The organism is Ochrobactrum sp. Q0168 (assembly GCF_016427605.1).
Taxonomy (GTDB): domain Bacteria; phylum Pseudomonadota; class Alphaproteobacteria; order Rhizobiales; family Rhizobiaceae; genus Brucella.
The window spans coordinates 155,427-176,425 of sequence record NZ_JAELXQ010000008.1 but is presented as its reverse complement, the minus strand read 5'-3'; the positions used below and the strand labels follow the sequence as shown (position 1 = coordinate 176,425).

Below are 20,999 nucleotides of genomic sequence, written 5' to 3'. Positions count from 1 at the left end.
TTTTTGTTTTCCAAGCATTTCAAGCAAAAGTGCGAAGCGGTTTTGCGTCGGATAATGCGTAAAGACAAATAAATCGAGCGGTTCCACCGCTCCGAGTTTACGATGCAGGATGTTTGACAGGTGCAGCATGAATGGAAATGATCGTGCCTATCGCCATAACAGTATCTGCGCGCTATCAGTTCGCACGCGGCAGGGCTGCGCTGGTATTGCCGGCCATGCTGGCGAGCATTACACCGAAATTCGAGGAGCAAATCCCATGAACAAGATGCTGAAGCGGGCCGTTGCCGTACCTGCGCTTCTTGCTCTATCCATCGCTGTGGCGCAGGCCGACACGCTGACGCTTTATACCTCGCAGCCCGAAGCGGATGCGACCAAGACGGTCGAGGCTTTCCGCAAGGCCAATCCGGACACGGAAGTGCAGATTTTCCGCTCCGGCACCAGCGAACTCCTCACCAAGCTTGCCGCTGAATTTTCCGCCGGTGCGCCGCAGCCAGACGTGCTGCTGATCGCCGACGCGGTGACCATGGAAGGCCTGAAGAAGGACAAGCGTCTGCTCGCCTATCCGGAAGCCAAGGTCGATGGTTTTGCCGCAGATAGCTATGATGCCGACAAGACCTATTTCGGCTCGAAGCTCATCACCACCGGCATTGCCTATAATACCGGCGCGTCGCAGAAGCCGGAACATTGGGCCGATCTCGCCAAGGCCGATTATAAGGGCCAGGTGGTCATGCCGAGCCCGCTTTATTCGGGCGCAGCGGCTTACCTGCTGAGCGGTTTTGCACTCAACGAGGATCTGGGCTGGGATTACTTCAAGGGCCTCAAGGCCAATGAACTGGCAAGCGTGAAGGGCAATGGCGCGGTACTGAAGTCGGTTGCCAGCGGTGAAAAGCCTTACGGTATCCTCGTCGACTTCATGGCGCTCAACGCCAAGGCCAAGGGCTCGCCGGTCGAGTTCGTGTTCCCGTCGGAAGGCGTGCCTGCCGTGACCGAGCCGGTCGCCATCATGGCAACCGCCAAGAATGTCGATGGCGCGAAGAGGTTCGTTGACTTCATCCTCTCCGACGACGGCCAGAAGCTGGCGCTGGATCAGGGCTATCTGCCTGCCAAGGAAGGCGTTGGCCGTCCGGCCTGGCTGCCGGAAGGCACCAAGATCAACATCATGTCTATCGACACCCAGAAGGTTCTCGATCAGACTGATGCCGACAAGAAGCAGTTCTCCGAGCTGTTTGGCGGATAAGGCATTTCGATGCGTATCATGAAAGACCTTCAGGGCCGCGATGCGGCCCTGATTGTTGGCGTAACACTGATCGTGGCGGTTCTGTCGCTTCTGCCGATGGGCCGACTGCTGGTGGAGCTTGTTGCGCCGCAGGGACAGTTTTCAACATCCGTGCTGGTTGAGACGCTGGGTAGCCAGTCGACATGGGTTGCGACATGGCATTCCCTGCAAATCGGCCTTGGCGGCACATTGCTGGCGCTAGCCTTCGGCATTGCCGCAGCTCTGCTGGTCGGCCTCACCAATATGCGCGGGCGTAATGTCTTCGTGCTGTTCTATGTGACGCCGCTTTTGATCGCGCCGCAGGTGACGGCGCTGGCCTGGCTGCAGCTTTTCGGGCCGTCGAGTCAGTTTCTCAAACTCCTCGGCATGGCTCCGCCGCTTGGCAGCCGCAATCCGCTCTATTCCGTCTGGGGCATTATCTTTCTGCTCGGCGTGCAATATGGACCGCTGGTGTTTCTCATCGTGCGGGCGGGCCTGCGCAAGCTGCCGCGTGAACTGGTCGAGGCCGGTTTCAGCGCAGGTGCGAGCAAATGGACCGTGCTGCGCACCATCATATTGCCGCTGATGACGCCATCGATCATCGGCGCTGCCGCTCTGGCCTTCGTTTCCTGTGTGGGCAATTTCGGCATTCCGGCCTTTCTGGGCATTCCGTCGAATTATCTCGTCCTGCCGACGCTGATCTATCAGCGTCTTGCCGGCGGCGGTCCATCGGTCCTCTCGAGCGTCGCGGTTTTGTCGGTGCTGATCGGGCTGATTGCCATGGCGGGCATCGCAGCACAGGACTATGCATCGCGCAGGCGCGATTTCCGCATCGTCTCCACATCGCTTCCCGCAGCACCTTTCGCGCTCGGCCCCTGGCGTCTGCTGGCGGAAGTTGTGGCATGGCTGATAATTGTCGTTGTACTCGCGCTGCCATTGATCGGGTTGACGCTTTCGGCGCTGGTTCCGGCCTATGGCGTGCCGCTGACTTTCGCCACTGCTACATTCGAAAATTTCCGCTTCGTGCTCATGGAACATGGCGGGGCGGCGCGGGCCTTCGGCAACAGCATTCTGCTGTCGCTCGCCGCAGCACTTTTTGCTGTCCTCATCGCCGTGCCGCTTGCCTATATGCTGGCCTGGCGCAAGCGGCGCTGGACGCCGGTGCTCAATTTCGCAGCCGAGCTGCCCTATGCGCTGCCGGGCGTCGTGCTGGCCATCGCTTGCCTGCTGATGTTCCTGAAACCGCTGCCTGTGATCGGCGTCAGCCTCTACAACACGCTCTGGATCATCCTGTTTGCTTATCTGGCGCGCTTCTTCGTGCTGGCGCTGCGGCCAACGGTTGCCGGTCTGCACCAGATCGACCGCGCGATGGAGGAAGCGGCGCGAGTGGCCGGCGCAGGGCTTTTCTATCGGCTGCGCACGATTATATTTCCTCTTGTCGCACCGGCGACGCTTGCAGGCGGCGTGCTCATCTTCATGACCGCGTTTTGCGAGCTGACGGTTTCGGCGCTTCTCTGGGCCTCGGGGTCGGAAACGCTGGGTGTGGTGATGTTTTCTTTCGAACAGGCGGGTGATTCCGCCTATGCGGCTGCCATATCCATTCTGGCCGTTGCGGTGACATTCATGCTGATGCTTGCAACAAATCTGTTTGCGCGGCGTCTTCCAAACGGAGTCCTGCCATGGCGCGACTGAAGATCGACCAGGTATCCAAGACGTTCAACGGGTTTCAGGCCTTGTCCGGCGTGACGCTGGATGTGAATGACGGCGAATTCGTCGCCATTCTCGGCCCCTCCGGCTGCGGCAAGACCACATTGTTGCGCATGATCGCGGGCTTCGAGGAAGTGGACGGCGGGGAAATCCATATTGGCGACAGCTGCGTCTCCCATGCAAAGGGCAATGTGCCACCGGAAAAGCGGCAGGTCGGCATCGTCTTCCAGAATTATGCGCTCTGGCCGCATATGACCGTGGCCGAAAATGTCGGTTATAGTTTGCGCGTGGCCAAGGTCGCCCAAGCCGAGCGGGAACGCCGGGTGAGCCAAGCGCTTGCGCTGGTCGATCTCGACGGGTTCGGTGATCGCCGCCCCGCCAACCTCTCCGGCGGACAGCGCCAGCGCGTGGCGCTCGCCCGCTGTCTGGTGGCGGCGCCGTCGCTCGTACTGTTCGATGAGCCGCTGGCCAATCTCGACGTGCATCTGCGCGCCTCGATGGAAGACGAGTTCGCCGCCTTCCACAAGCGCACCGGCACGACGATCATCTACATCACCCATGATCAGGCGGAAGCCATGGCGCTGGCCGACCGCATCGCGGTGCTGGATCACGGCAAGCTGCAGCAGTTCGATACGCCGCGAAAGCTCTATGAAGAACCCGCCAGCGAAATGGTGGCTTCCTTCATCGCCCATGGCATGGTTCTGCCTGCCGAAGTTGTGTCCTTTGCACAAGCGGGCCATTGCGAAGCGCTGGTGCTGGGCAGCCGTGCACAGGTGCGCTGTTCGGGCACCGAAATGCCGCGCGCCAATGCGCAGCTTTGCGTGCGCGCCGCCGATCTGAAACTCACCGAAACCGGCGGCATTCCCGTTCGCGTGAAGCGTTCCGTTTATCGCGGCGGCGGTTCGCGCCTTGAGGCCGAAGTCATCGCCAGGCCGGAAATCGCCTTGCATTTCGAAGTGCGCGATCCCGTCCGGCTGGATGAAGGCGACGAGGTGCGTATCGCCATTTGCGGCGGCTGGATCATCCCCACCGAGGACATGCCGGTGCGAAAAGCTTCAACCGGCTTTCCAATCGGCAACAAGATCTGAATACCAAAAGGGCGGCTGGAGAAGCCGCCCTTTGTCGTCACTTCTTCTTCATCGCTTCCAGCAAAGCTGCGCCAAAACCGCCGGTCGATGGCTGTTCCTGCTTGCGCGGCGGCGTGAAGTTTTTGGCAGGCCTTGGATCGCGCTGGGCATTGTTGCGCGGGGCAGGGGCTTCGCCACCATCCTTGCGCATGGAAAGGCCGATGCGCTTGCGCGGAACATCCACTTCCACCACGCGCACCTTCACCACGTCGCCTGCTTTCACCACTTCATGCGGGTCCTTGATGAAGCGGTCCGCGAGCTGCGAGACATGGACGAGACCATCCTGATGCACGCCGATATCCACGAAAGCGCCGAATGCGGCCACGTTGGTCACGGTGCCTTCCAGCATCATGCCGGGTTTCAGGTCCTTGATGTCGTCAATACCATCCGCAAAGGTTGCGGTCTTGAATTCCGGTCGCGGATCGCGGCCCGGCTTGTCCAGCTCGGCAATGATATCGCGCACGGTCGGCAGGCCGAAGCGTTCGTCCACAAAAACACGAGGATCAAGCGCTTTCAGCGCCACGCTGTCGCCCATCAGCGAGCGCACATCGCGACCGCAGGCGGCAACGATCTTTTTCGCCACGCCATAGGCTTCCGGGTGAACGGATGAAGCGTCGAGCGGTTCGGTGCCGTTCGGAATGCGCAGGAAGCCCGCGCATTGTTCGAAAGTGCGGTTGCCGAGGCGGGCGACTTTGAGCAGTTCCTTGCGGTTTTTGAATGCGCCGGCAGCATCGCGATGCGCCACAATGGCCTCTGCAATCGATGTGCCAAGGCCCGACACGCGGGCAAGCAGCGAGGCGGAAGCCGTGTTGAGATCGACGCCAACCGCATTCACCGCGTCTTCCACCACAGCGTCGAGCGCGCGGGCAAGGCGTAACTGATCGACGTCATGCTGATACTGGCCGACGCCGATGGATTTCGGCTCGATCTTGACGAGCTCGGCCAGCGGGTCCTGCAGGCGGCGCGCAATCGATACGGCACCGCGCAGCGAAACGTCGAGCTGCGGGAATTCCGAGGCGGCAGCTTCCGATGCCGAATAGACCGAAGCGCCCGCTTCCGAAACAATGACCTTCAGCGGTTTTGGCGCTGGCATGTCCGACAGCATGTCCACGACAAGACGTTCCGTCTCGCGGCTGCCGGTGCCGTTGCCAATGGCGATCAGCTCTATTCTGTGTTTGCGGACGAGACTCGCCAATTCAGCCTGCGTGCCGCGCACGTCGTTTTTCGGCGGGAAGGGGTAAACGGTGGTGGTGTCGAGCAGCTTGCCCGTGCCATCGACCACCGCCACCTTGACGCCGGTGCGGATGCCCGGATCGAGGCCCATCGTGGCGCGGGAGCCTGCGGGAGCGGCCAGCAACAGGTCTTTCAGATTGCGGGCGAAAACATTGATCGCTTCTTCTTCGGCTCGCTCGCGCAGGTCGCGCATCAGGTCGAGAGACAGTGAGAGCGAAAGTTTCACGCGCCATGCCCAGCCAGCCACTTCCATCAGCCAGCGGTCGCCCGGCAGCGTGCCGCCAATCGCATAGGCGGCGGCGATCTTGCGCTCGACCGGTTTTACCGGAGAGGTGTCGTCGGCGTCGATTTCAATGTCGAGCGACAGGAAATCCTCGTTGCGACCGCGCAGCATGGCCAGCGCACGGTGACCGGCGACGGTGGCCCAGCGTTCGGAATGATCGAAATAATCCGAGAACTTTGCGCCTGCTTCCTGCTTGCCGTCAACGACACGCGAGCGCAGCACGGCACGGTCCTTCAGATAGTTACGCAGATTGCCGATCAGCTCGGCATTTTCCGCAAAGCCTTCGGCGATGATGTCGCGTGCGCCATCGAGCGCTGCTTTCACATCGGCGATTTCGCCGGTGACATAGGAGACAGCAATCTCGGCGGGCACAAGGCTGCGGTCGGCGAGGATTGCCTCGGCCAGAGGCCCAAGCCCGCGCTCACGGGCGATTTCCGCACGGGTGCGGCGCTTTGGCTTATAGGGCAGATAAAGATCTTCCAGCTCGGCCTTGGTCTGGACATTGGCGATCTTCAATTCCAGTTCGGGTGTCAGCTTTTCCTGGCTGCGGATCGATTCCAGAATGGAGCTGCGGCGCGCTTCCAGTTCACGCAGATAAGCGAGGCGTTCGGACAACTGACGCAGTTGGGTGTCGTCGAGCCCGCCGGTGACTTCCTTGCGGTAGCGCGCGACGAAGGGCACGGTCGCGCCTTCATCCAGAAGGCCGATGGCGGCCAGCGCCTGCTCCGGCTTTGCGTTGATTTCCGCCGCGATAATTCCGGCAATGCGCTTGCTGTCGTCCGCCATCGTCATTCCAATCCCAAATATTTGCAGCGAACATAGTCGGATGTCCGTTCGGCGCAATCAAGGCGGTATCGATGTTCCACAGGAAAGGCGGGAGATTGGCCGTTCACGCCGATGTGAACACGGTGCACCTTTTTAAATCGGGTTTGAACGATATCTATATCGTGAAATGACGATATGCGTTGGATCAGCGAGGTGATTGCAGTGTCGGAAGTTCAATCGCTGGAGCAGCAGGCCTCCTTGCCAGTACCGCTGGATGAGGTGCTGAAGGCGCTTAGCCATCCCGTGCGTCTCGACATTTTGAGCTGGCTTAAAGAGCCCGAGAAACATTTCTCCGCTCAGCACATGCCCTTGGAGATAGGCGTGTGCGCGGGCCAGTTCGAACGGTGCGGTCTGTCCCAATCCACCGTTTCAGCCCATCTGTCCGTGCTGACAAAGGCGGGGCTGATCACGCCCCATCGCATCGGCCAATGGACTTTGTACAAACGCGACGAAGAGGCGATTGCCGCCTTCATTGCGACGCTATCCGATCTTTGACCAACTTTTCCAACTTGCACCAATTTTCCAACATGAAGGAAATGCACTATGGCCACACTGTTCGATCCTGTCACCGTGGGTGATCTGAAGCTTGCCAATCGCGTCGTAATGGCGCCGCTGACGCGCAATCGCTCGCCGCGCGCCGTGCCCAACGATCTCAATGTCACCTATTATGAGCAGCGCGCAAGTGCCGGCCTCATCATCACCGAGGCAACGCCGATCAGCCATCAGGGACAGGGCTATGCCGATGTTCCCGGCCTTTATTCGGCCGAACAGCTCGCTGGCTGGAAGCGCGTAACCGATGCCGTGCATACCGCTGGCGGCAAGATCGTCGTGCAGATGTGGCATGTGGGTCGTATTTCCCACAACAGCTTGCAGCCCAATGGCGGCAAGCCGGTTGCACCTTCGGCAATCATTGCCAAGTCGAAGACCTATCTGGTTCATCCTGACGGCACGGGCGAATTCGCACCGACCTCCGAGCCGCGCGCGCTGGAAAAGAGCGAGATTGCAGACATCGTGGCCACCTATGCCAAGGCCGCCAAGGATGCGATTGACGTTGCCGGTTTCGACGGTGTCGAAATTCATGCGGCCAATGGCTATCTGATCGACCAGTTCCTGCGCTCGGGCAGCAATCACCGCACCGACGAATATGGCGGCTCGATTGAAAACCGCGCCCGCTTCCTGTTCGAAGTGGTCGATGCGATCACCAAGACTGTCGATGCAGGCAGGGTCGGTATCCGCCTTTCACCGGTCACGCCCGCCAATGACGCCTCGGATTCCGATCCGCAGCCTTTGTTCGATTATGTCATCGACAAGCTTGCCGCTTACGGCCTTGCCTATGTGCATATCATTGAGGGCGCGACGGGCGGTCCGCGCGACTTCCAGCAGGGTCCGCAGCCTTTCGACTATGCGCATCTGAAGCAGGTCTATCGCGACGCTGGCGGTGATGCCGCCTGGATGGTCAATAACGGCTATGACCGCGAGCTGGCCGAGGAAGAAATCACGAGCGGCCGCGCCGATCTGGTGGCTTTCGGCAAGCCGTTCATCTCCAATCCGGACCTCGTGCGTCGTCTGAAAGAGAATGCACCGCTCAACGAGCTGGATCAGCAGCATTTGTATGGCGGCGGCGCCAAGGGTTACACGGATTATCCGGCGCTCGCCTAACACTACAGTTGCATTCTTCGCCATACCGGGCTGCAACGAGCAATTACCTGCGCGCCGGTGCTCACGTACCCCAAAGTACGCTCCGCTCCGGTGCTCGAAAATCACTCGTTTCGCCACGGCATGACGAATTTGCAACTGTAGCGCTAACCCTGAAAACAAAAAAGTCCGGTCGCGAGACCGGGCTTTTTCACATTTAAAATGATCAGAGCCGCGCCCGCGTTGAACGCGGCGTGGCCAGCAGCAGATTGGTTTCGCTGGCCTTGATGCCGGGCACAAGGCGGATACGACGCAGCACCGCATCGAAGTCGGCGAGGGTGGCCGCACCCAGCTCCACCACCAGATCGAAACGACCGTTGGTGGTGTGGATGGCGGAAATTTCCGAGAAGCCGCCTAACGCCTTGACCACACGGTCGGCGACATGGCCCTCGATTTCGATCATCATGATGCCGCGCACCGGCAGGTCCACGGCGTCCGAGCGCAGAATGACCGTATAGCCCAGAATATCGCCGGAACGTTCCAGCCGCTCCATGCGCGCACGGATCGTTGCGCGGGAAACGCCAAGGTCTATCGCAATGTCGGAAATGCTGCGGCGGCCGTTATGGCGCAAAAGCGTAATAAGCTTTTCATCCAGATCGTCCATAGTTTCTCCATTTTGAAAAGCCAATCCGACATTCTGATAAACCAAACCGATAAAATTGCCAATCCGGTTGGTTCACATCGCCAAATAAAAATGATGAATCTTATGACAATAATTCAGAAGGAACCCTGTTTAATGCATTGCAAGATTTTGGGATTACCCGTTCAGGAAGGCACTGGCCGCGCAGGCTGCAATATGGGTCCCGATTCCTACCGTGCTGCGGGAATTGCGGATGCCATCCGCGAGCTGGGTCACGGTTTTACGGACCTCGGCAATCTGGTTCCAAGCGCCGCTCAGGCTGCAAAGGCCCCGCAGGACCATCCAAACCATGCGATCAAGGCGCTGCCTAGCGCTGTCGCCTGGATCGACGCGATCAGCGAGGCGGCTTTCCGCGAAAGCGAAGAGGGCTTTCCGATTTTCCTCGGCGGCGACCATCTTCTGGCTGCCGGAACGGTTCCGGGCATTGCGCGGCGCGCCGTCGCAAAGGGCCGCAAGCAGTTCGTGCTCTGGCTCGATGCGCATACGGATTTTCACACGCTGGAAACGACAACCAGCGGCAATCTGCATGGCACGCCGGTCGCCTATTACACCGGCCAGAAGGGCTTTGACGGCTATTTCCCGAAGCTTGAAGCAGCCATCGATCCGCACAATGTCTGCATGATGGGTATCCGCAGCGTCGACCCGGCGGAACGTCTGGCCATCCAGAAGACCAAGGTTTCGGTTTTCGACATGCGCATGATTGACGAGCATGGCGTGGCCGCCCTGCTGCGCCGTTTCCTCGACCGCGTGAAAGCGGAAGACGGCCTGCTGCATGTGAGCCTCGACGTCGATTTTCTCGATCCATCGGTCGCACCCGCTGTCGGCACCACCGTTCCGGGCGGCGCGACCTTCCGTGAGGCGCATCTCATCATGGAAATGCTGCATGACAGCGGCCTGGTGACGAGCCTCGATCTGGTCGAGCTGAACCCGTTCCTGGATGAGCGCGGCCGTACGGCCACCGTCATGGTCGACCTGATGGCGAGCCTTCTGGGCCGCAGCGTCATGGATCGTCCGACGATCAGCTATTAAGGGCGTGTCACCTGCCTGCTTGGGCCGTTATGCGGTCCGACGCAACAGAATGACGCTCCGATCATTGTATCAATACGCAATGCGTTCCGAAGGTCGTGTCAGTCTTTCGGAGCGTGTTTAAGGAGAATTTGAATGACCCAGCCGAACCTCAACATCGTCCCCTTCGTCAGTGTCGACAACATGATGAAGCTGGTGCTTTCCATCGGCGTCGAGACGTTCCTGAAGGAACTGGCCGATTATGTGGAAGAGGATTTTCGCCGCTGGGAAAATTTCGACAAGACGCCGCGTGTCGCGTCCCACTCCCGCGAAGGCGTGATCGAGCTGATGCCGACGAGCGACGGTACGCTCTATGGCTTCAAATATGTCAACGGCCATCCGAAGAACACGCGTGAGGGGCTTCAGACCGTCACGGCTTTCGGCGTTCTGGCCGATGTCGGCAGCGGCTATCCGATGCTGCTGACCGAAATGACCATTCTGACGGCGCTGCGCACGGCTGCCACGTCCGCCGTTGCCGCCAAATATCTGGCGCCGAAGAATGCCCGCACCATGGCGATCATCGGCAATGGCGCGCAGAGCGAATTCCAGGCCATGGCGTTCAAGGCGCTGATTGGCGTGGACAAGCTTCGCCTTTACGATCTCGACCCGGAAGCGACCGCGAAATGCATGCGCAATCTCGCCCATGCTGGCTTTGACATTGTCGCCTGCAAGTCGGTGGAAGAAGTGGTCGAGGGCGCCGATATCATCACGACCGTGACCGCCGACAAGGCCAATGCCACCATCCTGACCGACAATACGGTTGGCGCGGGCGTTCATATCAATGCGGTTGGTGGCGATTGCCCGGGCAAGACCGAATTGCACGGGGACATTCTGCGCCGTTCCGACATTTTCGTCGAATATCCGCCGCAGACCCGCATTGAAGGTGAAATCCAGCAACTGCCCGAAGACTATCCGGTCAATGAGCTGTGGGAAGTCATCGCCGGCAAGGCGCAAGGCCGCAAGGACGCGCGCCAGATCACGCTGTTCGATTCCGTCGGTTTTGCCACGGAAGACTTTTCGGCATTGCGCTATGTGCGTGACAAGCTCAAGGATACGGGCCTTTATGAGCAGCTCGACCTTCTGGCCGATCCGGATGAGCCGCGCGATCTCTTCGGCATGCTGTTGCGTCACGAAAAGCAGCTGGCGGCGGACAAGTCGAAACCTGCCGCCTGATCAGGCTGATCAATCAGAGCGGACGGCGCGCATGACGCGGGGCGGCGATACGCCCCGCTTGCGTTGCAATGGCCATCTCAAAACTGTCGGCAATGCGCCGCGAGCGATCGATGAAAATGATCGCCGCTTCCGCAGGATAAATCTCGCGTGCGGTTTGCTCGAACAAGGCAAGCCACCGGTCGAAATGGTCGCCCTTCAAATTGAGCTTGAGATGCGGCGGCATGGGCCGCCCGTCATAACCGCCGGTCTTCAAGATCACCGATGACCAGAATTGCGCAATCTGCGCGATATGGTGATCCCAGTCGTGCACGGCTTCCGCAAAGATCGGCCCCAGCAGCTTGTCTTCCCGCGCCCGTCCGTAAAATGTCGCCACCAGCTCCTGAATGGATGTGGAATCAATGGAGGGATGGGGCTGGTTGATGAGCAGAGTCATGGCGAGCTTTCCGGGTTGTTCCTGCCGGATATAGGCGCTTGCCTCGCGTTTATCCAGCGTATCACTACAATTGCATTCTTCGCCATGCCGGGCTGCAACGAGCAATTTCCTGCGCGCCGGTGCTCACGTACCCAAAAGTACGCTCCGCTTCGGTGCTCGAAAATCACTCGTTTCGCTACGGCCTGACGAATTTGCAACTGTAGTATAGCTTTGCCGCATCCTGGCGCTACTCCTCGAAACGGCTCTCATTTTCGCGGTCGCGCTCATAATGCTTTTTAAGTGGAAATGGCGGCAACCAGCTTTCGCGGCGGATCGTCCATAATTCGTAGGTCGGCACCAGCTGGTCGGGAGCGTCAAGCGATCCCAGATGCACCTCTATCTCGTCATCGGAACGGGAAAAAACCGAGGAACCGCAGCGCGGACAGAAATGCCGTCCGGCATAGTCGCGCGTTTCGCCATCGATTGTGACGGCATCCTGCGGGAACATCGCGGAGGCGAGAAAAAGCGTGCCGTGATGCTTGCGGCAATCTAGACAGTGGCAGAGGCCGACCCGATAGGGACGTCCCGTGGCGACAAGCCGGACATCGCCACACAGGCAGCCACCGGTAAATTGTTCCATGGTTTTCCTCCCGCGATCCCACCGGATGATGCTTCCTATTAACTATATGAAGCGGCTGGCCAGTAATTCAACCGGCGCGGCGAATGTCTCATTAGGCTTTCCGTGACGCGTTTTGCTCGAATCCAGCTGGCTCATGCCGGCTCTAAGGGTAGCGCGCGCGTCTCGATGTTGATCTGTAACGGTTATTTTGTCGTGTTCAGAGTGAAATAACGCCATGGTAAATTGAGGGGGCAACGATATTTAGTAAATGAAATCAATAAGTTTCATGTTGTTAAATCGTATCTTCTAATGTTTGTTTATCTTTTATATTGATTTGAATTTATCTACTGTAGATTTAAGTATTGCCCAACAAATAAATTCGTTTTTTAATGTCGTGGGGACTTTAATGCAATTGAACTGAGGGGTTTCGATGCATTCAGATGTTGGCAGGGTTTCGGCCACCCTGTTGCTATCCACGACGGCGCTATTCACAGTCGGCGTCGTGCTTCTGCAATCTGGAAATGCGCATGCCGCGTGTTCGTTTTCACCAACTGTGGGCGATGATATTTTCATCTGCGACAGCGGTACATCTGCGGGCGGTCTGACCGATACGAGCGGCAACAACACGCTTCTGCTGCCCAGAAGCGGCAGCGGTACGGTCAACGGCGATGTGATCTTCGGTGCAGGGACAGATCGTATCGAAGTGCATTCGGGGTCGATCGTTGGAAGTGTCGATCAGGGAAGTGGCGCCGATGCCTTTATCATTTCTGGCGGTACGGTAACGGGCAACGTCCAGCAGGGCGCGGGTATCGATGATTTCCAGATGACCGGCGGCCAGATCGGGTCTCTTAATCAGGGCGACGCACGCGATACGTTTTTCATGTCTGGCGGGCAGATTGTCGATGCCTTCGAAGATGGTGATTATGCCGTCATGACGGGCGGGCGTATCGGTCGTGTCGATATGAAGCTCGACAAAAACTACTTCAATATGTCGGGCGGCGTGATCGACCGCAATCTGGTGACGGGTTTCGATACCGATACGATTATCATTTCCAACGGCAGCATCGGCGGCAATATCAGCGTCAGCGGCGGCGCAGACAGTGTGACGATCACAGGCGGCACGATTGGCGGCAATGTTCTCATGAGCGTCGGCAACGATCTGTTCACCTGGAACGGCGGCGGCGTCGTGAATGGCTTTGTCGACCTCGGGGGCGACGATGACGTTGCAATGCTGGCCAATCTGACCGACGCCAATATTGGCGCAACACCGCGCATCACCGGCGGCACCGGGAGCGACAGCCTGACATTCGACAATGTTGCGGCAGGTTCTGTCAGCCGTTTCGACAGTTGGGAAACCGTCAATCTTACCAACAATACGCGCCTGACTTTCAATGCACCGTTTACGCTGGGCGACAGCGGAACCGGCACGGGCACGCTCAATCTTGATGCGACCAGCACAATACTGGGCGGTTCGGCGCAATCAAGCATCGTGCCTTTCACGACGGGCCAATTGGTCAACGTGGTCAATGCAGGCCGCATCGACCTGACGAATGGCGGCTCCAGCACAACCGACAGCATCACGATTATCGGCAATTATACCGGACAGAACGGTCTCGTGCTCATTGATACGGTTCTGGCGGGCGACAGTTCGCCATCGGACAAGCTGGTGATCGATAGCGGCACAGCTTCCGGCAGCACAGCCATTGGGGTGAACAATGTGGGTGGCGCAGGTGGCAAGACTGTTGCCGACGGCATCATGGTCGTACAGGCGGTCAATGGCGCGAAGACCGCAACCGGCTCCTTTGCACTGAATGAGCCTCTCACCGCGGGAGCTTACAAATACTACCTGTTCAAGGGCGGCGTCTCAGCCAATACCGGCGAAAACTGGTATTTGCGCTCGTCAATCGTGCAGGGAATTCAGCCAGTTTCGACGCTTCTTTCGCCTCTCGTGCCGCTTCCGACCGAAGGCGCGGCACCGCCTTCAGAGGAAGCGACGCCTGTCGAAGGCGATGTCGTCAATCTTTATCGTGAAGAAGTGCCGGTCTATTCGGCCCTGCCGCCGGTCGCGCATCATCTGGCGCTGTCCACGCTTGGCACATTCCATGAGCGCCGGGGCGAGCAGGACCTGCTTGAAAGCGGCGGCTATCTGCCGTCAAGCTGGGTGCGGCTGTTCGGGCAGGACATCGACATGCAGTGGAAAGGCACGGTTGCGCCGGGGGTGGATGGCAGTCTGCTTGGCGTGCAGGCCGGGCAGGATCTGTTCGGTTATGAATCGGCCGGGGGCCATTTCGACCGCGTCGGTTTGTTCTTTGGCTATGCGCGCGCCACGGGCGATGTTACCGGGCAGGCGCTCGGCTGGAACGATCTTGCGGTCGGCGATCTTGACGTCACTGGCACGAGTTTCGGCGGCTACTGGACTCATATCGGCCCTCAGGGCTGGTATCTCGATGCCGTTGTGATGGGGACATGGTTCGACGGCAGCGCGAGTTCCATCGCGCAGCAGAGCATCGACCTTGGCGGCCAGGGTGTAACGGCCTCGCTCGAAGGCGGCTACCCGGTGATGCTCGGCGGCAACTGGACGCTGGAACCTCAGGCCCAGCTGATCTGGCAGCATCTTTCGCTGGATGATCAGGCTGACCGCTATTCCACGGTGACGTTCGATTCCGACAATGCCTGGACTGGTCGTATCGGCATACGGTTGCAGGGTGCGGAAGAGACTTCACTTGGCAGGCTGCGGCCCTATCTGAAGGCCAATCTATGGCAGAATTTTTCATCGGACCAAACCGTATCCTTCGGCCCAGAACCAATTGTCACCAATTTGAAAGGAACATTACTTGAGGTCGGCGGCGGGGTGACGGTCGATATCACCGAAAAGGCCAGCCTTTTTGCAACTGCCGACTACACAACCAATCTTGGAGGAGAGCGAACGCGGGTCTGGGAAGGCAATATCGGACTGAACGTAAAATGGTGAATTCAGAGCACATCCCGAAAACTGTGACACGGATTGCGGATGCGATGTGCGTCAAAACAAACAGCTAGGGCGCGGATCTGGTTCCCATCAGATCGAACGCGTTCTCTTGGCGGCTGACGGCGCCGCCATACATTTTGAAGGAGAGGGAAAACGTCAATGGGCAGACGGGCTTATGACAAACTCGCGAAGATTTGTGCATCGCTGAAGACCTCCGAACAGGAACTGGCCTACGCGCTCGGCATATCGCGCATCGCGCTCAAGGCAATCAATCGTCCAGATACCCCCCTTTATCTGCGTCTGGCGCTTGCTGCACTCCTGTCGGAAATGGACCCGGACGAGGTGTTGAATGCAACACATTCGCCTCCTGCAATCGAAGTGCCGGTGCATCTTGTGTAACCCCGATAGCATGTCTCAAGTCATCCCCGGCTGAGGTTAGTATCGTGACAAAATTATACATCCTGCTTTTTCTGACAGGTCTTCTGAGCTACCCGCAACTGGCCACGGCGGCTTGTACGGGCGCTCCCAGCGCTGCCGATCTGGCAGCACAAAGGCAACTGTCCGCCCTGCGCGCCATGGAGCGCGGGCGTGGTTGCAAGGGCGATGGCGGCGGTGGATTGTTCAATGCATGCCGCGACTTGTCGGTGCGGATTGCAGAAGTGCAGCGGCAGATTTCAGCCGGGCTTGCGTCGCGGGCGTGTTCCGATGCCTCGTCTGCAACACAAACCGCCAAGCTGGAACGGCCCAAAGGGGCGACCGCGAATGGTGCATTGGCTGGGGCGGACAAGACCAGACCATGGGGCGGCAAAGGCGGACTCACCTATTGCGTGCGGCTTTCCGATGGCTATCTGTTCCCGGCGCCGCATTCGCAATTCGACAAAGCAGACAGCACCCTGGAAACGCTGGCTCAATGCCGCTTCATCTGCCAGAATGACAACGTCGATCTTTACGTGTTGAGCGACCCGAACGGTGAAACGGCGGATATGGTTTCCACCACCAGCGGCAAATCCTATGCCGATCTGCCGACGGCCTATAATTATCACGAAAGCCGGGATTTCAAGAAATGTGACTGGGCCGGCTATGTCGCCAAGGTGAGCGAGCTGCGTGCCAGCAATCGGTCCGCGAGAGCCATGCGCAATGTGGTGATGCCGATGCCGAATAATCGCCCTGCGCGAAATACCGATACGGTTGATCCGGTCGCCACAGCCGCCTTTGCGCCATTGACTGACAGAAAGGTGCGCGTTGTCGGTCCGGCCTTTATCTTCGATCAGGGCATAGCGCCAGAACCCAGCGAGTAATCGCTACGATCAATTTATATTGAGTGCTGAACTGGAAGAATGGTAGCGGAGGAGGGATTCGAACCCCCGACACAAGGATTATGATTCCTCTGCTCTAACCTACTGAGCTACTCCGCCACGCGTCGCTTTGCAGAATGATCATCGTCGCCGTTTCCGGTGGGACAAAGCATTGTTCCTGCAAGGAATGGCGGCGGTATATGTGGGGAATGAAACCCTGTCAAGCACTCTTCGCACAGGTTTCGTCTTGTTTTCCATCATTTGCACCGATAAGGAACTGTGCATAAGCAAAGGCATAGTTTCATGGCACCTCGTATTGCGGTTTTGGGTTGCGGCTATTGGGGCGGCAACCACATTCGTACCCTGAAGAGCCTCGGCGTCCTTCAGGCGGTCTCCGACGCCAATCCGGCAAATGCCGAACGATTCGCTTCCGAATTCGGCGTTCCCAATGTTCCGGTCGATGAATTGTTCACCCGTCCAGACGTCGACGGCATCGTTCTGGCCCTGCCTGCGCAGTTCCATGCGCAATATGCGACCGAAGCTATTAAGAACGGCAAGGATGTTCTCGTCGAGAAACCCATTGCGCTCGATGTCCCTTCGGCGGAAGCCGAAGTGGAAGCCGCGCGCGAAAATGGCCGCATCTTCATGGTCGGACATGTTCTGCGGTTTCATCCGGCTTTCGAAAAGCTTCTCGACATGGTCAAGAGCGGTGAACTCGGCGAGATCCGCTATGTTCATTCGCATCGCGTCGGTCTCGGCAAATTCCACGCGCAGTTCGATGCACTATGGGATCTGGCGCCGCACGATCTGTCGATGATTCTCGCCATCACCGGCGAAGAGCCAAGCGCCATTCGCGGCGAAGGCACGGCCATCATCGACCATCTGAACGACTTTGCGCATGTGCACCTGGAGTTTCCAAGCGGCATTCGCGGGCATCTTTTTGCCTCGCGGCTCAATGCCTATCGTGAACGTCGCCTCAGCGTGACCGGCACCAAGGGCATGGCCGTTTTCGACGACGGTGAGCCGTGGGACCGCAAGCTTGCCTTCTACAAGCATGAAGTCTGGCGTGAAAACGATCAGTGGGCTTTCAAGTCGGCAGAGCCGATCTATATACCGGTTGAGGAAGGCATGCCGCTCACACGCGAGTTGCAGCATTTCCTGCATTGCATCGAAACCCGCGAAACCCCGCGGACCGACGGCAAGGAAGCCATCAGTGTCCTGCGGATATTGACCGAAGGTTCGGTGCAGCACAGCAAATAAGATGTTCGCGGACGGTGCTTTACGTTTCGTCAAGCGGTGTTACAGCATTCGCAAAACTTTGAACGCCCCGGCCATAGCAGGGCGGGGCGCAAGCGAATAAACAGGTGCCAAGGATTCGCACGTGGTTCGTGCGAGGCCAACTCTATGGAGCCAACATGCAGTTTATTGATCTTGGAGCGCAGCGCGCGCGTATCGAAGACCGTCTCAATGCCGCCATTTCCAAGGTTGTTGCGGAAGGCCGTTATATTCTTGGACCTGAAGTGGCTGAGTTCGAGAAGAAGCTCGGTGAATATCTGGGCGTCGAACATGTGATCGCCTGCGCCAATGGCACCGACGCCCTGCAGATGCCGCTGATGGCACGCGGCATCGGCCCCGGCGATGCCGTTTTCGTCCCGTCCTTCACCTTCGCCGCGACGGCGGAAGTTGTCGCGCTGGTCGGCGCAGAGCCGGTTTTCGTCGATGTCGACGCCAACAGCTACAACATGAATGTCGAACAGCTTGAAGCCGCCATCGCCGCTATCCGCAAAGAAGGCCGCCTGCAGCCCAAGGCAATCATTCCGGTCGATCTGTTCGGCCTTGCCGCCGACTATAACCGCATCACAGCCATTGCCGAGCGCGAAGGCCTTTTCATCATCGAAGATGCGGCGCAGTCCATCGGCGGCAAGCGCGACAACGTCATGTGCGGCGCATTTGGCCATGTCGGCGCGACCAGTTTCTACCCGGCCAAGCCGCTCGGTTGCTATGGCGACGGCGGCGCGATGTTCACCAACGATGCCGAGCTTGCGGATACGCTGCGTTCGGTGCTGTTCCACGGCAAGGGTGAGACCCAGTACGACAATGTGCGCATCGGTCTCAACTCGCGCCTCGACACGATCCAGGCCGCGGTTCTTCTGGAAAAGCTTGCGATCCTTGAAGACGAAATGGAAGCGCGCGACCGTATCGCCAAGCGTTACAACGAAGCGCTGAAGGATGTGGTGAAGGTTCCGGCCTTGCCTGCCGGTAACCGCTCCGCCTGGGCGCAGTATTCGATCGAAAGCGAAAACCGCGACGGGCTGAAGGCGCATCTTCAGGCTGATGGGGTGCCGTCGGTGATCTATTATGTGAAGCCCCTGCATCAGCAGACGGCCTATAAGCACTATCCGGTTGCGCCGGGCGGTCTACCGGTTTCGGAAGCGCTGCCATCGCGCATTCTGAGCCTGCCGATGCATCCCTATTTGTCGGAAGCCGATCAGGACAAGATCATCGCCGCCATCCGTGGTTTCCACGGCAAGAAGGCCTGATCTGGTCAGTTCAGTTGAAGAAAAGCGCGGCGAAAGCCGGGTTTTTTATTTGCCAGTTTTTTCCAGCCGTCTCTCGACACGTTTGGCGACGAAGCGGGCAATCGCCGGTCCCGCAAAAAGCACCACGAAGAAGCGGCTCGTCTGCATGGCGATGATGAAGGGCAGGTCGACACTGGTCGATGCGGCGATAATGGCCACGGTGTCCGCACCGCCGGGGCTGGTCGCGAGGTAAGCGGTGAGGGGATCGAGATCGAGCATATGGCCAAGGGCCATGCCGAACAGGCCGCAGACGGCGATCAGGATCAGCGTCGAAGCCAGCACGGCGGGAAAGGCGCGCGCCGCATGGGCGATGATCGCACGCGAGAAGCCAAGCCCGATGCGCCAGCCAATCAGCGTATAGCTGATCGCCAGTAGCCATGGCGGCAGGTCGATGGTCATGATGCCGGTGTCTTGCAGGATTGCGCCCAGCACAAGCGGCACCAGCATGGCACCCGTCGGAATGTGCGAGATCTGCCCCAGAAACGCACCAGCAACAACGAGAAGCAGCGTTGCGCCAAGGCTGGACGGGTTGAGCGGCGGGAACCAGTCCACGGCGGCGGGCTCCGCCATTTCTACGCCAGCACCAAGGCGCACCACGAGCGACGCCGTGGTCGCAACCAGCACGACGCGCAGATATTGCATGAAGGCGACGAGGCGCGCATCCGCGCCGAAGGATTCCGCCATCAGCGTCATAGCGGTAGCAGCACCCGGCGATGAACCCCACACGGCGGTGGTTCCCGGCAAAACGCGGAACCGCGCCAGGAGATAGCCGATCAATGTGCTGGCAAACAGCACGAAGAGCATCGAGATCAGGATGATCGGCAGGTGTCGGCCCATATTGGAGAAGAATTCAGGCGTGATGGCGCGGGCAATCAGCAGGCCAACCACCGCCTGCGCAAGTGTCGAAAGCTGGTTGTGAACGCGCACGGTGCTCTCGCCAGCCGCCATCACAATGCCGCCGATCATTGCGCCCAGCAACAATGCTGCCGGAAGATGCAGAAGTTCGCCTGCAAAAATCAGGATTGCTGACACCACCAGAAGCAGGCCCCATTGGACCGGCCTGGGCGTCTTGCTGAAGTTGAATTTGCTTGGGGCTGGTTCAAGCCCGGACGGGGCGGATTTTTGCATTGCACGTCTTCCCTACATGCGGGTGAGGCGGGATGCAAACCAAGTTTTTGTGTCGCCTGCACCGGATGGGGCCGGCTTACGCGCAGACGACAAGGCACCGCCCTTGCAAAGAAGAGCAGTGCCTTGAAAATCGCAATCGTTTGCCCTCGATCAGCCGATCATTGCACGACGCTGATTGGCCGGGCGCTCGACGACTTCGCGCGGCGCCTTGCCGCCGTCGCGCTCTTCCAGCGCTTCCGCCTTGGAGAGTTCGATCTCGGCCACGGCCAGTTCTGCCTCGGCTGCTTCCTTCTGCGACATCAGATCGCCGATCGAACCGAACAGGTTGTCACGCCGCTGGCGTGCAGCCTTGGCGAAGGTCGGATAGGCAAAATGATTGATATCGGTGATGCCAGCCTTCTTTTCTTCCGACAGAATCTGAGCGTCGAGTTCTCCCGCCATTCGCTCGAACTCGCCGATCATCAGGTCAAGCTGGCCCAGCTGACGGCGCTTTTCCTTCACCTGGAACAGTTTAAGCCTCACCAGGCTTTCACGTGGCTTCATACGCAATACTCCTTGAACACCAACCAGCTTCCATGTGTTGGGGCGTTCCCCCCGGACTTGAAGCACAATCGTATCGACTTCATTTCAAGTCGATCTGATTGGGCTTTATTAACAGGTGTGAATAAACAAAAAACGTCCGTTCACACCGCGAATCCCCCGCGAATCCAGCCCCTGCAGGGGGAAAGCGTCGCGACCGTTGTCAGAAATCACCGTTTACAACGAAACAAAAAGTTAAGATTTTGCTCGTTTGGTAACCATTCCTTTACCGGCGAGGTTAATCATACGCGTTAGGACTTAAGGCTCGGTAAACCTAATGTGCTTTTTGAGCAACAGGTGAAAGCTAGAGTCGAATGAATCGCTTAGCGAAGATTCTTAAAGCGATGCTTTAGAGTCAGAGAGACGTGAATCTCTTTATGATTCAAATCGCTATAAGAATTTTCTAAACAGGGCAT

At 58.6% G+C, this 20,999-nt stretch carries 19 protein-coding genes and 1 tRNA gene; 13 read left to right on the top strand and 7 right to left on the bottom strand.

What is annotated here, in order from left to right:
* Positions 1-131 precede the first annotated feature (131 nt).
* The 4 genes from JAU75_RS24270 to JAU75_RS15680 are packed head-to-tail and all read left to right on the top strand — an operon-like array spanning position 132 to position 4,050.
* Positions 132-260, top strand: coding sequence for a hypothetical protein (locus tag JAU75_RS24270; protein ID WP_371836187.1), 129 nt, complete (start codon positions 132-134; stop codon positions 258-260).
* Positions 257-1,237: an ABC transporter substrate-binding protein gene (locus JAU75_RS15690; RefSeq protein ID WP_199057421.1), complete on the top strand. Its 981-nt coding sequence runs from the start codon at positions 257-259 to the stop codon at positions 1,235-1,237. Before JAU75_RS24270 ends, JAU75_RS15690 begins: the two co-directional genes overlap by 4 nt.
* Positions 1,238-1,246: 9 nt before the next feature.
* Positions 1,247-2,947, top strand: coding sequence for an iron ABC transporter permease (locus tag JAU75_RS15685; RefSeq protein WP_199057420.1), 1,701 nt, complete (start codon positions 1,247-1,249; stop codon positions 2,945-2,947).
* Positions 2,935-4,050, top strand: coding sequence for an ABC transporter ATP-binding protein (locus JAU75_RS15680; RefSeq protein ID WP_199057419.1), 1,116 nt, complete (start codon positions 2,935-2,937; stop codon positions 4,048-4,050). Before JAU75_RS15685 ends, JAU75_RS15680 begins: the two co-directional genes overlap by 13 nt.
* A gap of 37 nt (positions 4,051-4,087) precedes the next feature.
* On the opposite strand, the gene JAU75_RS15675 is transcribed toward JAU75_RS15680, so the two are convergent.
* Positions 4,088-6,391: a Tex family protein gene (locus JAU75_RS15675; protein ID WP_199057418.1), complete on the bottom strand. Its 2,304-nt coding sequence runs from the start codon at positions 6,389-6,391 to the stop codon at positions 4,088-4,090.
* 192 nt (positions 6,392-6,583) lie between these two features.
* On the opposite strand from JAU75_RS15675, the gene JAU75_RS15670 reads away from it, so the two are divergent.
* Both JAU75_RS15670 and JAU75_RS15665 read left to right on the top strand, forming a co-directional pair.
* Positions 6,584-6,925: an ArsR/SmtB family transcription factor gene (locus JAU75_RS15670; protein WP_371836190.1), complete on the top strand. Its 342-nt coding sequence runs from the start codon at positions 6,584-6,586 to the stop codon at positions 6,923-6,925.
* A gap of 48 nt (positions 6,926-6,973) precedes the next feature.
* A complete protein-coding gene (locus JAU75_RS15665; protein ID WP_199057416.1) occupies positions 6,974-8,089 on the top strand; it encodes an alkene reductase in 1,116 nt (371 codons plus the stop codon).
* Positions 8,090-8,291: 202 nt separating this feature from the next.
* Here JAU75_RS15665 and JAU75_RS15660 read toward each other — a convergent pair whose 3' ends face one another.
* A complete protein-coding gene (locus tag JAU75_RS15660) occupies positions 8,292-8,729 on the bottom strand; it encodes an Lrp/AsnC family transcriptional regulator (RefSeq protein ID WP_199057415.1) in 438 nt (145 codons plus the stop codon).
* 132 nt (positions 8,730-8,861) lie between these two features.
* Here JAU75_RS15660 and rocF point away from each other — a divergent pair, with 132 nt between their 5' ends.
* Together rocF and JAU75_RS15650 are read left to right on the top strand one after the other, a co-directional pair.
* Positions 8,862-9,794: an arginase gene (gene rocF / locus JAU75_RS15655; protein WP_199057414.1), complete on the top strand. Its 933-nt coding sequence runs from the start codon at positions 8,862-8,864 to the stop codon at positions 9,792-9,794.
* Between the two features lie 132 nt (positions 9,795-9,926).
* The gene (locus JAU75_RS15650; RefSeq protein WP_199057413.1) at positions 9,927-11,003 is read left to right on the top strand and encodes an ornithine cyclodeaminase; all 1,077 of its coding nucleotides are present in this window, start codon (positions 9,927-9,929) and stop codon (positions 11,001-11,003) included.
* Between the two features lie 13 nt (positions 11,004-11,016).
* Here JAU75_RS15650 and JAU75_RS15645 read toward each other — a convergent pair whose 3' ends face one another.
* Both JAU75_RS15645 and JAU75_RS15640 read right to left on the bottom strand, forming a co-directional pair.
* Positions 11,017-11,436 (bottom strand): group III truncated hemoglobin, encoded by a 420-nt coding sequence (locus JAU75_RS15645; RefSeq protein ID WP_199057412.1) that lies wholly within the window; start codon positions 11,434-11,436, stop codon positions 11,017-11,019.
* A 226-nt stretch (positions 11,437-11,662) separates the two neighbouring features.
* Positions 11,663-12,055 (bottom strand): GFA family protein, encoded by a 393-nt coding sequence (locus JAU75_RS15640; RefSeq protein ID WP_199057411.1) that lies wholly within the window; start codon positions 12,053-12,055, stop codon positions 11,663-11,665.
* A gap of 409 nt (positions 12,056-12,464) precedes the next feature.
* On the opposite strand from JAU75_RS15640, the gene JAU75_RS15635 reads away from it, so the two are divergent.
* From JAU75_RS15635 to JAU75_RS15625, 3 genes are all read left to right on the top strand, one after another.
* The gene (locus JAU75_RS15635; RefSeq protein WP_199057410.1) at positions 12,465-15,005 is read left to right on the top strand and encodes an autotransporter outer membrane beta-barrel domain-containing protein; all 2,541 of its coding nucleotides are present in this window, start codon (positions 12,465-12,467) and stop codon (positions 15,003-15,005) included.
* Between the two features lie 156 nt (positions 15,006-15,161).
* A complete protein-coding gene (locus tag JAU75_RS15630) occupies positions 15,162-15,401 on the top strand; it encodes a hypothetical protein (RefSeq protein WP_199057409.1) in 240 nt (79 codons plus the stop codon).
* Between the two features lie 44 nt (positions 15,402-15,445).
* A complete protein-coding gene (locus JAU75_RS15625) occupies positions 15,446-16,300 on the top strand; it encodes a DUF2865 domain-containing protein (RefSeq protein WP_371836186.1) in 855 nt (284 codons plus the stop codon).
* Positions 16,301-16,340: 40 nt separating this feature from the next.
* Here JAU75_RS15625 and JAU75_RS15620 read toward each other — a convergent pair.
* Positions 16,341-16,417, bottom strand: a tRNA-Met gene (locus tag JAU75_RS15620).
* A gap of 183 nt (positions 16,418-16,600) precedes the next feature.
* Between JAU75_RS15620 and JAU75_RS15615 the strand changes: the two genes are divergently transcribed.
* Together JAU75_RS15615 and JAU75_RS15610 are read left to right on the top strand one after the other, a co-directional pair.
* Positions 16,601-17,557: a Gfo/Idh/MocA family protein gene (locus JAU75_RS15615; protein WP_199057408.1), complete on the top strand. Its 957-nt coding sequence runs from the start codon at positions 16,601-16,603 to the stop codon at positions 17,555-17,557.
* A 155-nt stretch (positions 17,558-17,712) separates the two neighbouring features.
* The gene (locus JAU75_RS15610) at positions 17,713-18,837 is read left to right on the top strand and encodes a DegT/DnrJ/EryC1/StrS aminotransferase family protein (protein WP_199057407.1); all 1,125 of its coding nucleotides are present in this window, start codon (positions 17,713-17,715) and stop codon (positions 18,835-18,837) included.
* A 45-nt stretch (positions 18,838-18,882) separates the two neighbouring features.
* On the opposite strand, the gene JAU75_RS15605 is transcribed toward JAU75_RS15610, so the two are convergent.
* Positions 18,883-20,004 (bottom strand): AbrB family transcriptional regulator, encoded by a 1,122-nt coding sequence (locus tag JAU75_RS15605; protein WP_199057406.1) that lies wholly within the window; start codon positions 20,002-20,004, stop codon positions 18,883-18,885.
* Positions 20,005-20,154: 150 nt separating this feature from the next.
* Positions 20,155-20,547 carry a flagellar export protein FliJ gene (locus JAU75_RS15600; RefSeq protein ID WP_078338800.1) on the bottom strand — a complete coding sequence of 131 codons (393 nt, stop codon included), beginning with the start codon at positions 20,545-20,547 and terminating at the stop codon, positions 20,155-20,157.
* Positions 20,548-20,999 lie beyond the last annotated feature (452 nt).

Bases quoted from the DNA above. Each gene is read 5' to 3' on its own strand.
- JAU75_RS15605 (WP_199057406.1), bottom strand. From the start codon at position 20,004: ATGCAAAAATCCGCCCCGTCCGGGCTTGAACCAGCCCCAAGCAAATTC.
- JAU75_RS15630 (WP_199057409.1), top strand. From the start codon at position 15,162: ATGGGCAGACGGGCTTATGACAAACTCGCGAAGATTTGTGCATCGCTG.
- JAU75_RS15690 (WP_199057421.1), top strand. From the start codon at position 257: ATGAACAAGATGCTGAAGCGGGCCGTTGCCGTACCTGCGCTTCTTGCT.
- JAU75_RS15665 (WP_199057416.1), top strand. From the start codon at position 6,974: ATGGCCACACTGTTCGATCCTGTCACCGTGGGTGATCTGAAGCTTGCC.
- JAU75_RS15675 (WP_199057418.1), bottom strand. From the start codon at position 6,391: ATGGCGGACGACAGCAAGCGCATTGCCGGAATTATCGCGGCGGAAATC.
- JAU75_RS15645 (WP_199057412.1), bottom strand. From the start codon at position 11,436: ATGACTCTGCTCATCAACCAGCCCCATCCCTCCATTGATTCCACATCC.
- JAU75_RS15685 (WP_199057420.1), top strand. From the start codon at position 1,247: ATGCGTATCATGAAAGACCTTCAGGGCCGCGATGCGGCCCTGATTGTT.
- JAU75_RS24270 (WP_371836187.1), top strand. From the start codon at position 132: ATGGAAATGATCGTGCCTATCGCCATAACAGTATCTGCGCGCTATCAG.
- JAU75_RS15600 (WP_078338800.1), bottom strand. From the start codon at position 20,547: ATGAAGCCACGTGAAAGCCTGGTGAGGCTTAAACTGTTCCAGGTGAAG.
- JAU75_RS15650 (WP_199057413.1), top strand. From the start codon at position 9,927: ATGACCCAGCCGAACCTCAACATCGTCCCCTTCGTCAGTGTCGACAAC.
- JAU75_RS15680 (WP_199057419.1), top strand. From the start codon at position 2,935: ATGGCGCGACTGAAGATCGACCAGGTATCCAAGACGTTCAACGGGTTT.
- JAU75_RS15610 (WP_199057407.1), top strand. From the start codon at position 17,713: ATGCAGTTTATTGATCTTGGAGCGCAGCGCGCGCGTATCGAAGACCGT.
- JAU75_RS15615 (WP_199057408.1), top strand. From the start codon at position 16,601: ATGGCACCTCGTATTGCGGTTTTGGGTTGCGGCTATTGGGGCGGCAAC.
- JAU75_RS15640 (WP_199057411.1), bottom strand. From the start codon at position 12,055: ATGGAACAATTTACCGGTGGCTGCCTGTGTGGCGATGTCCGGCTTGTC.
- JAU75_RS15635 (WP_199057410.1), top strand. From the start codon at position 12,465: ATGCATTCAGATGTTGGCAGGGTTTCGGCCACCCTGTTGCTATCCACG.
- rocF (WP_199057414.1), top strand. From the start codon at position 8,862: ATGCATTGCAAGATTTTGGGATTACCCGTTCAGGAAGGCACTGGCCGC.
- JAU75_RS15660 (WP_199057415.1), bottom strand. From the start codon at position 8,729: ATGGACGATCTGGATGAAAAGCTTATTACGCTTTTGCGCCATAACGGC.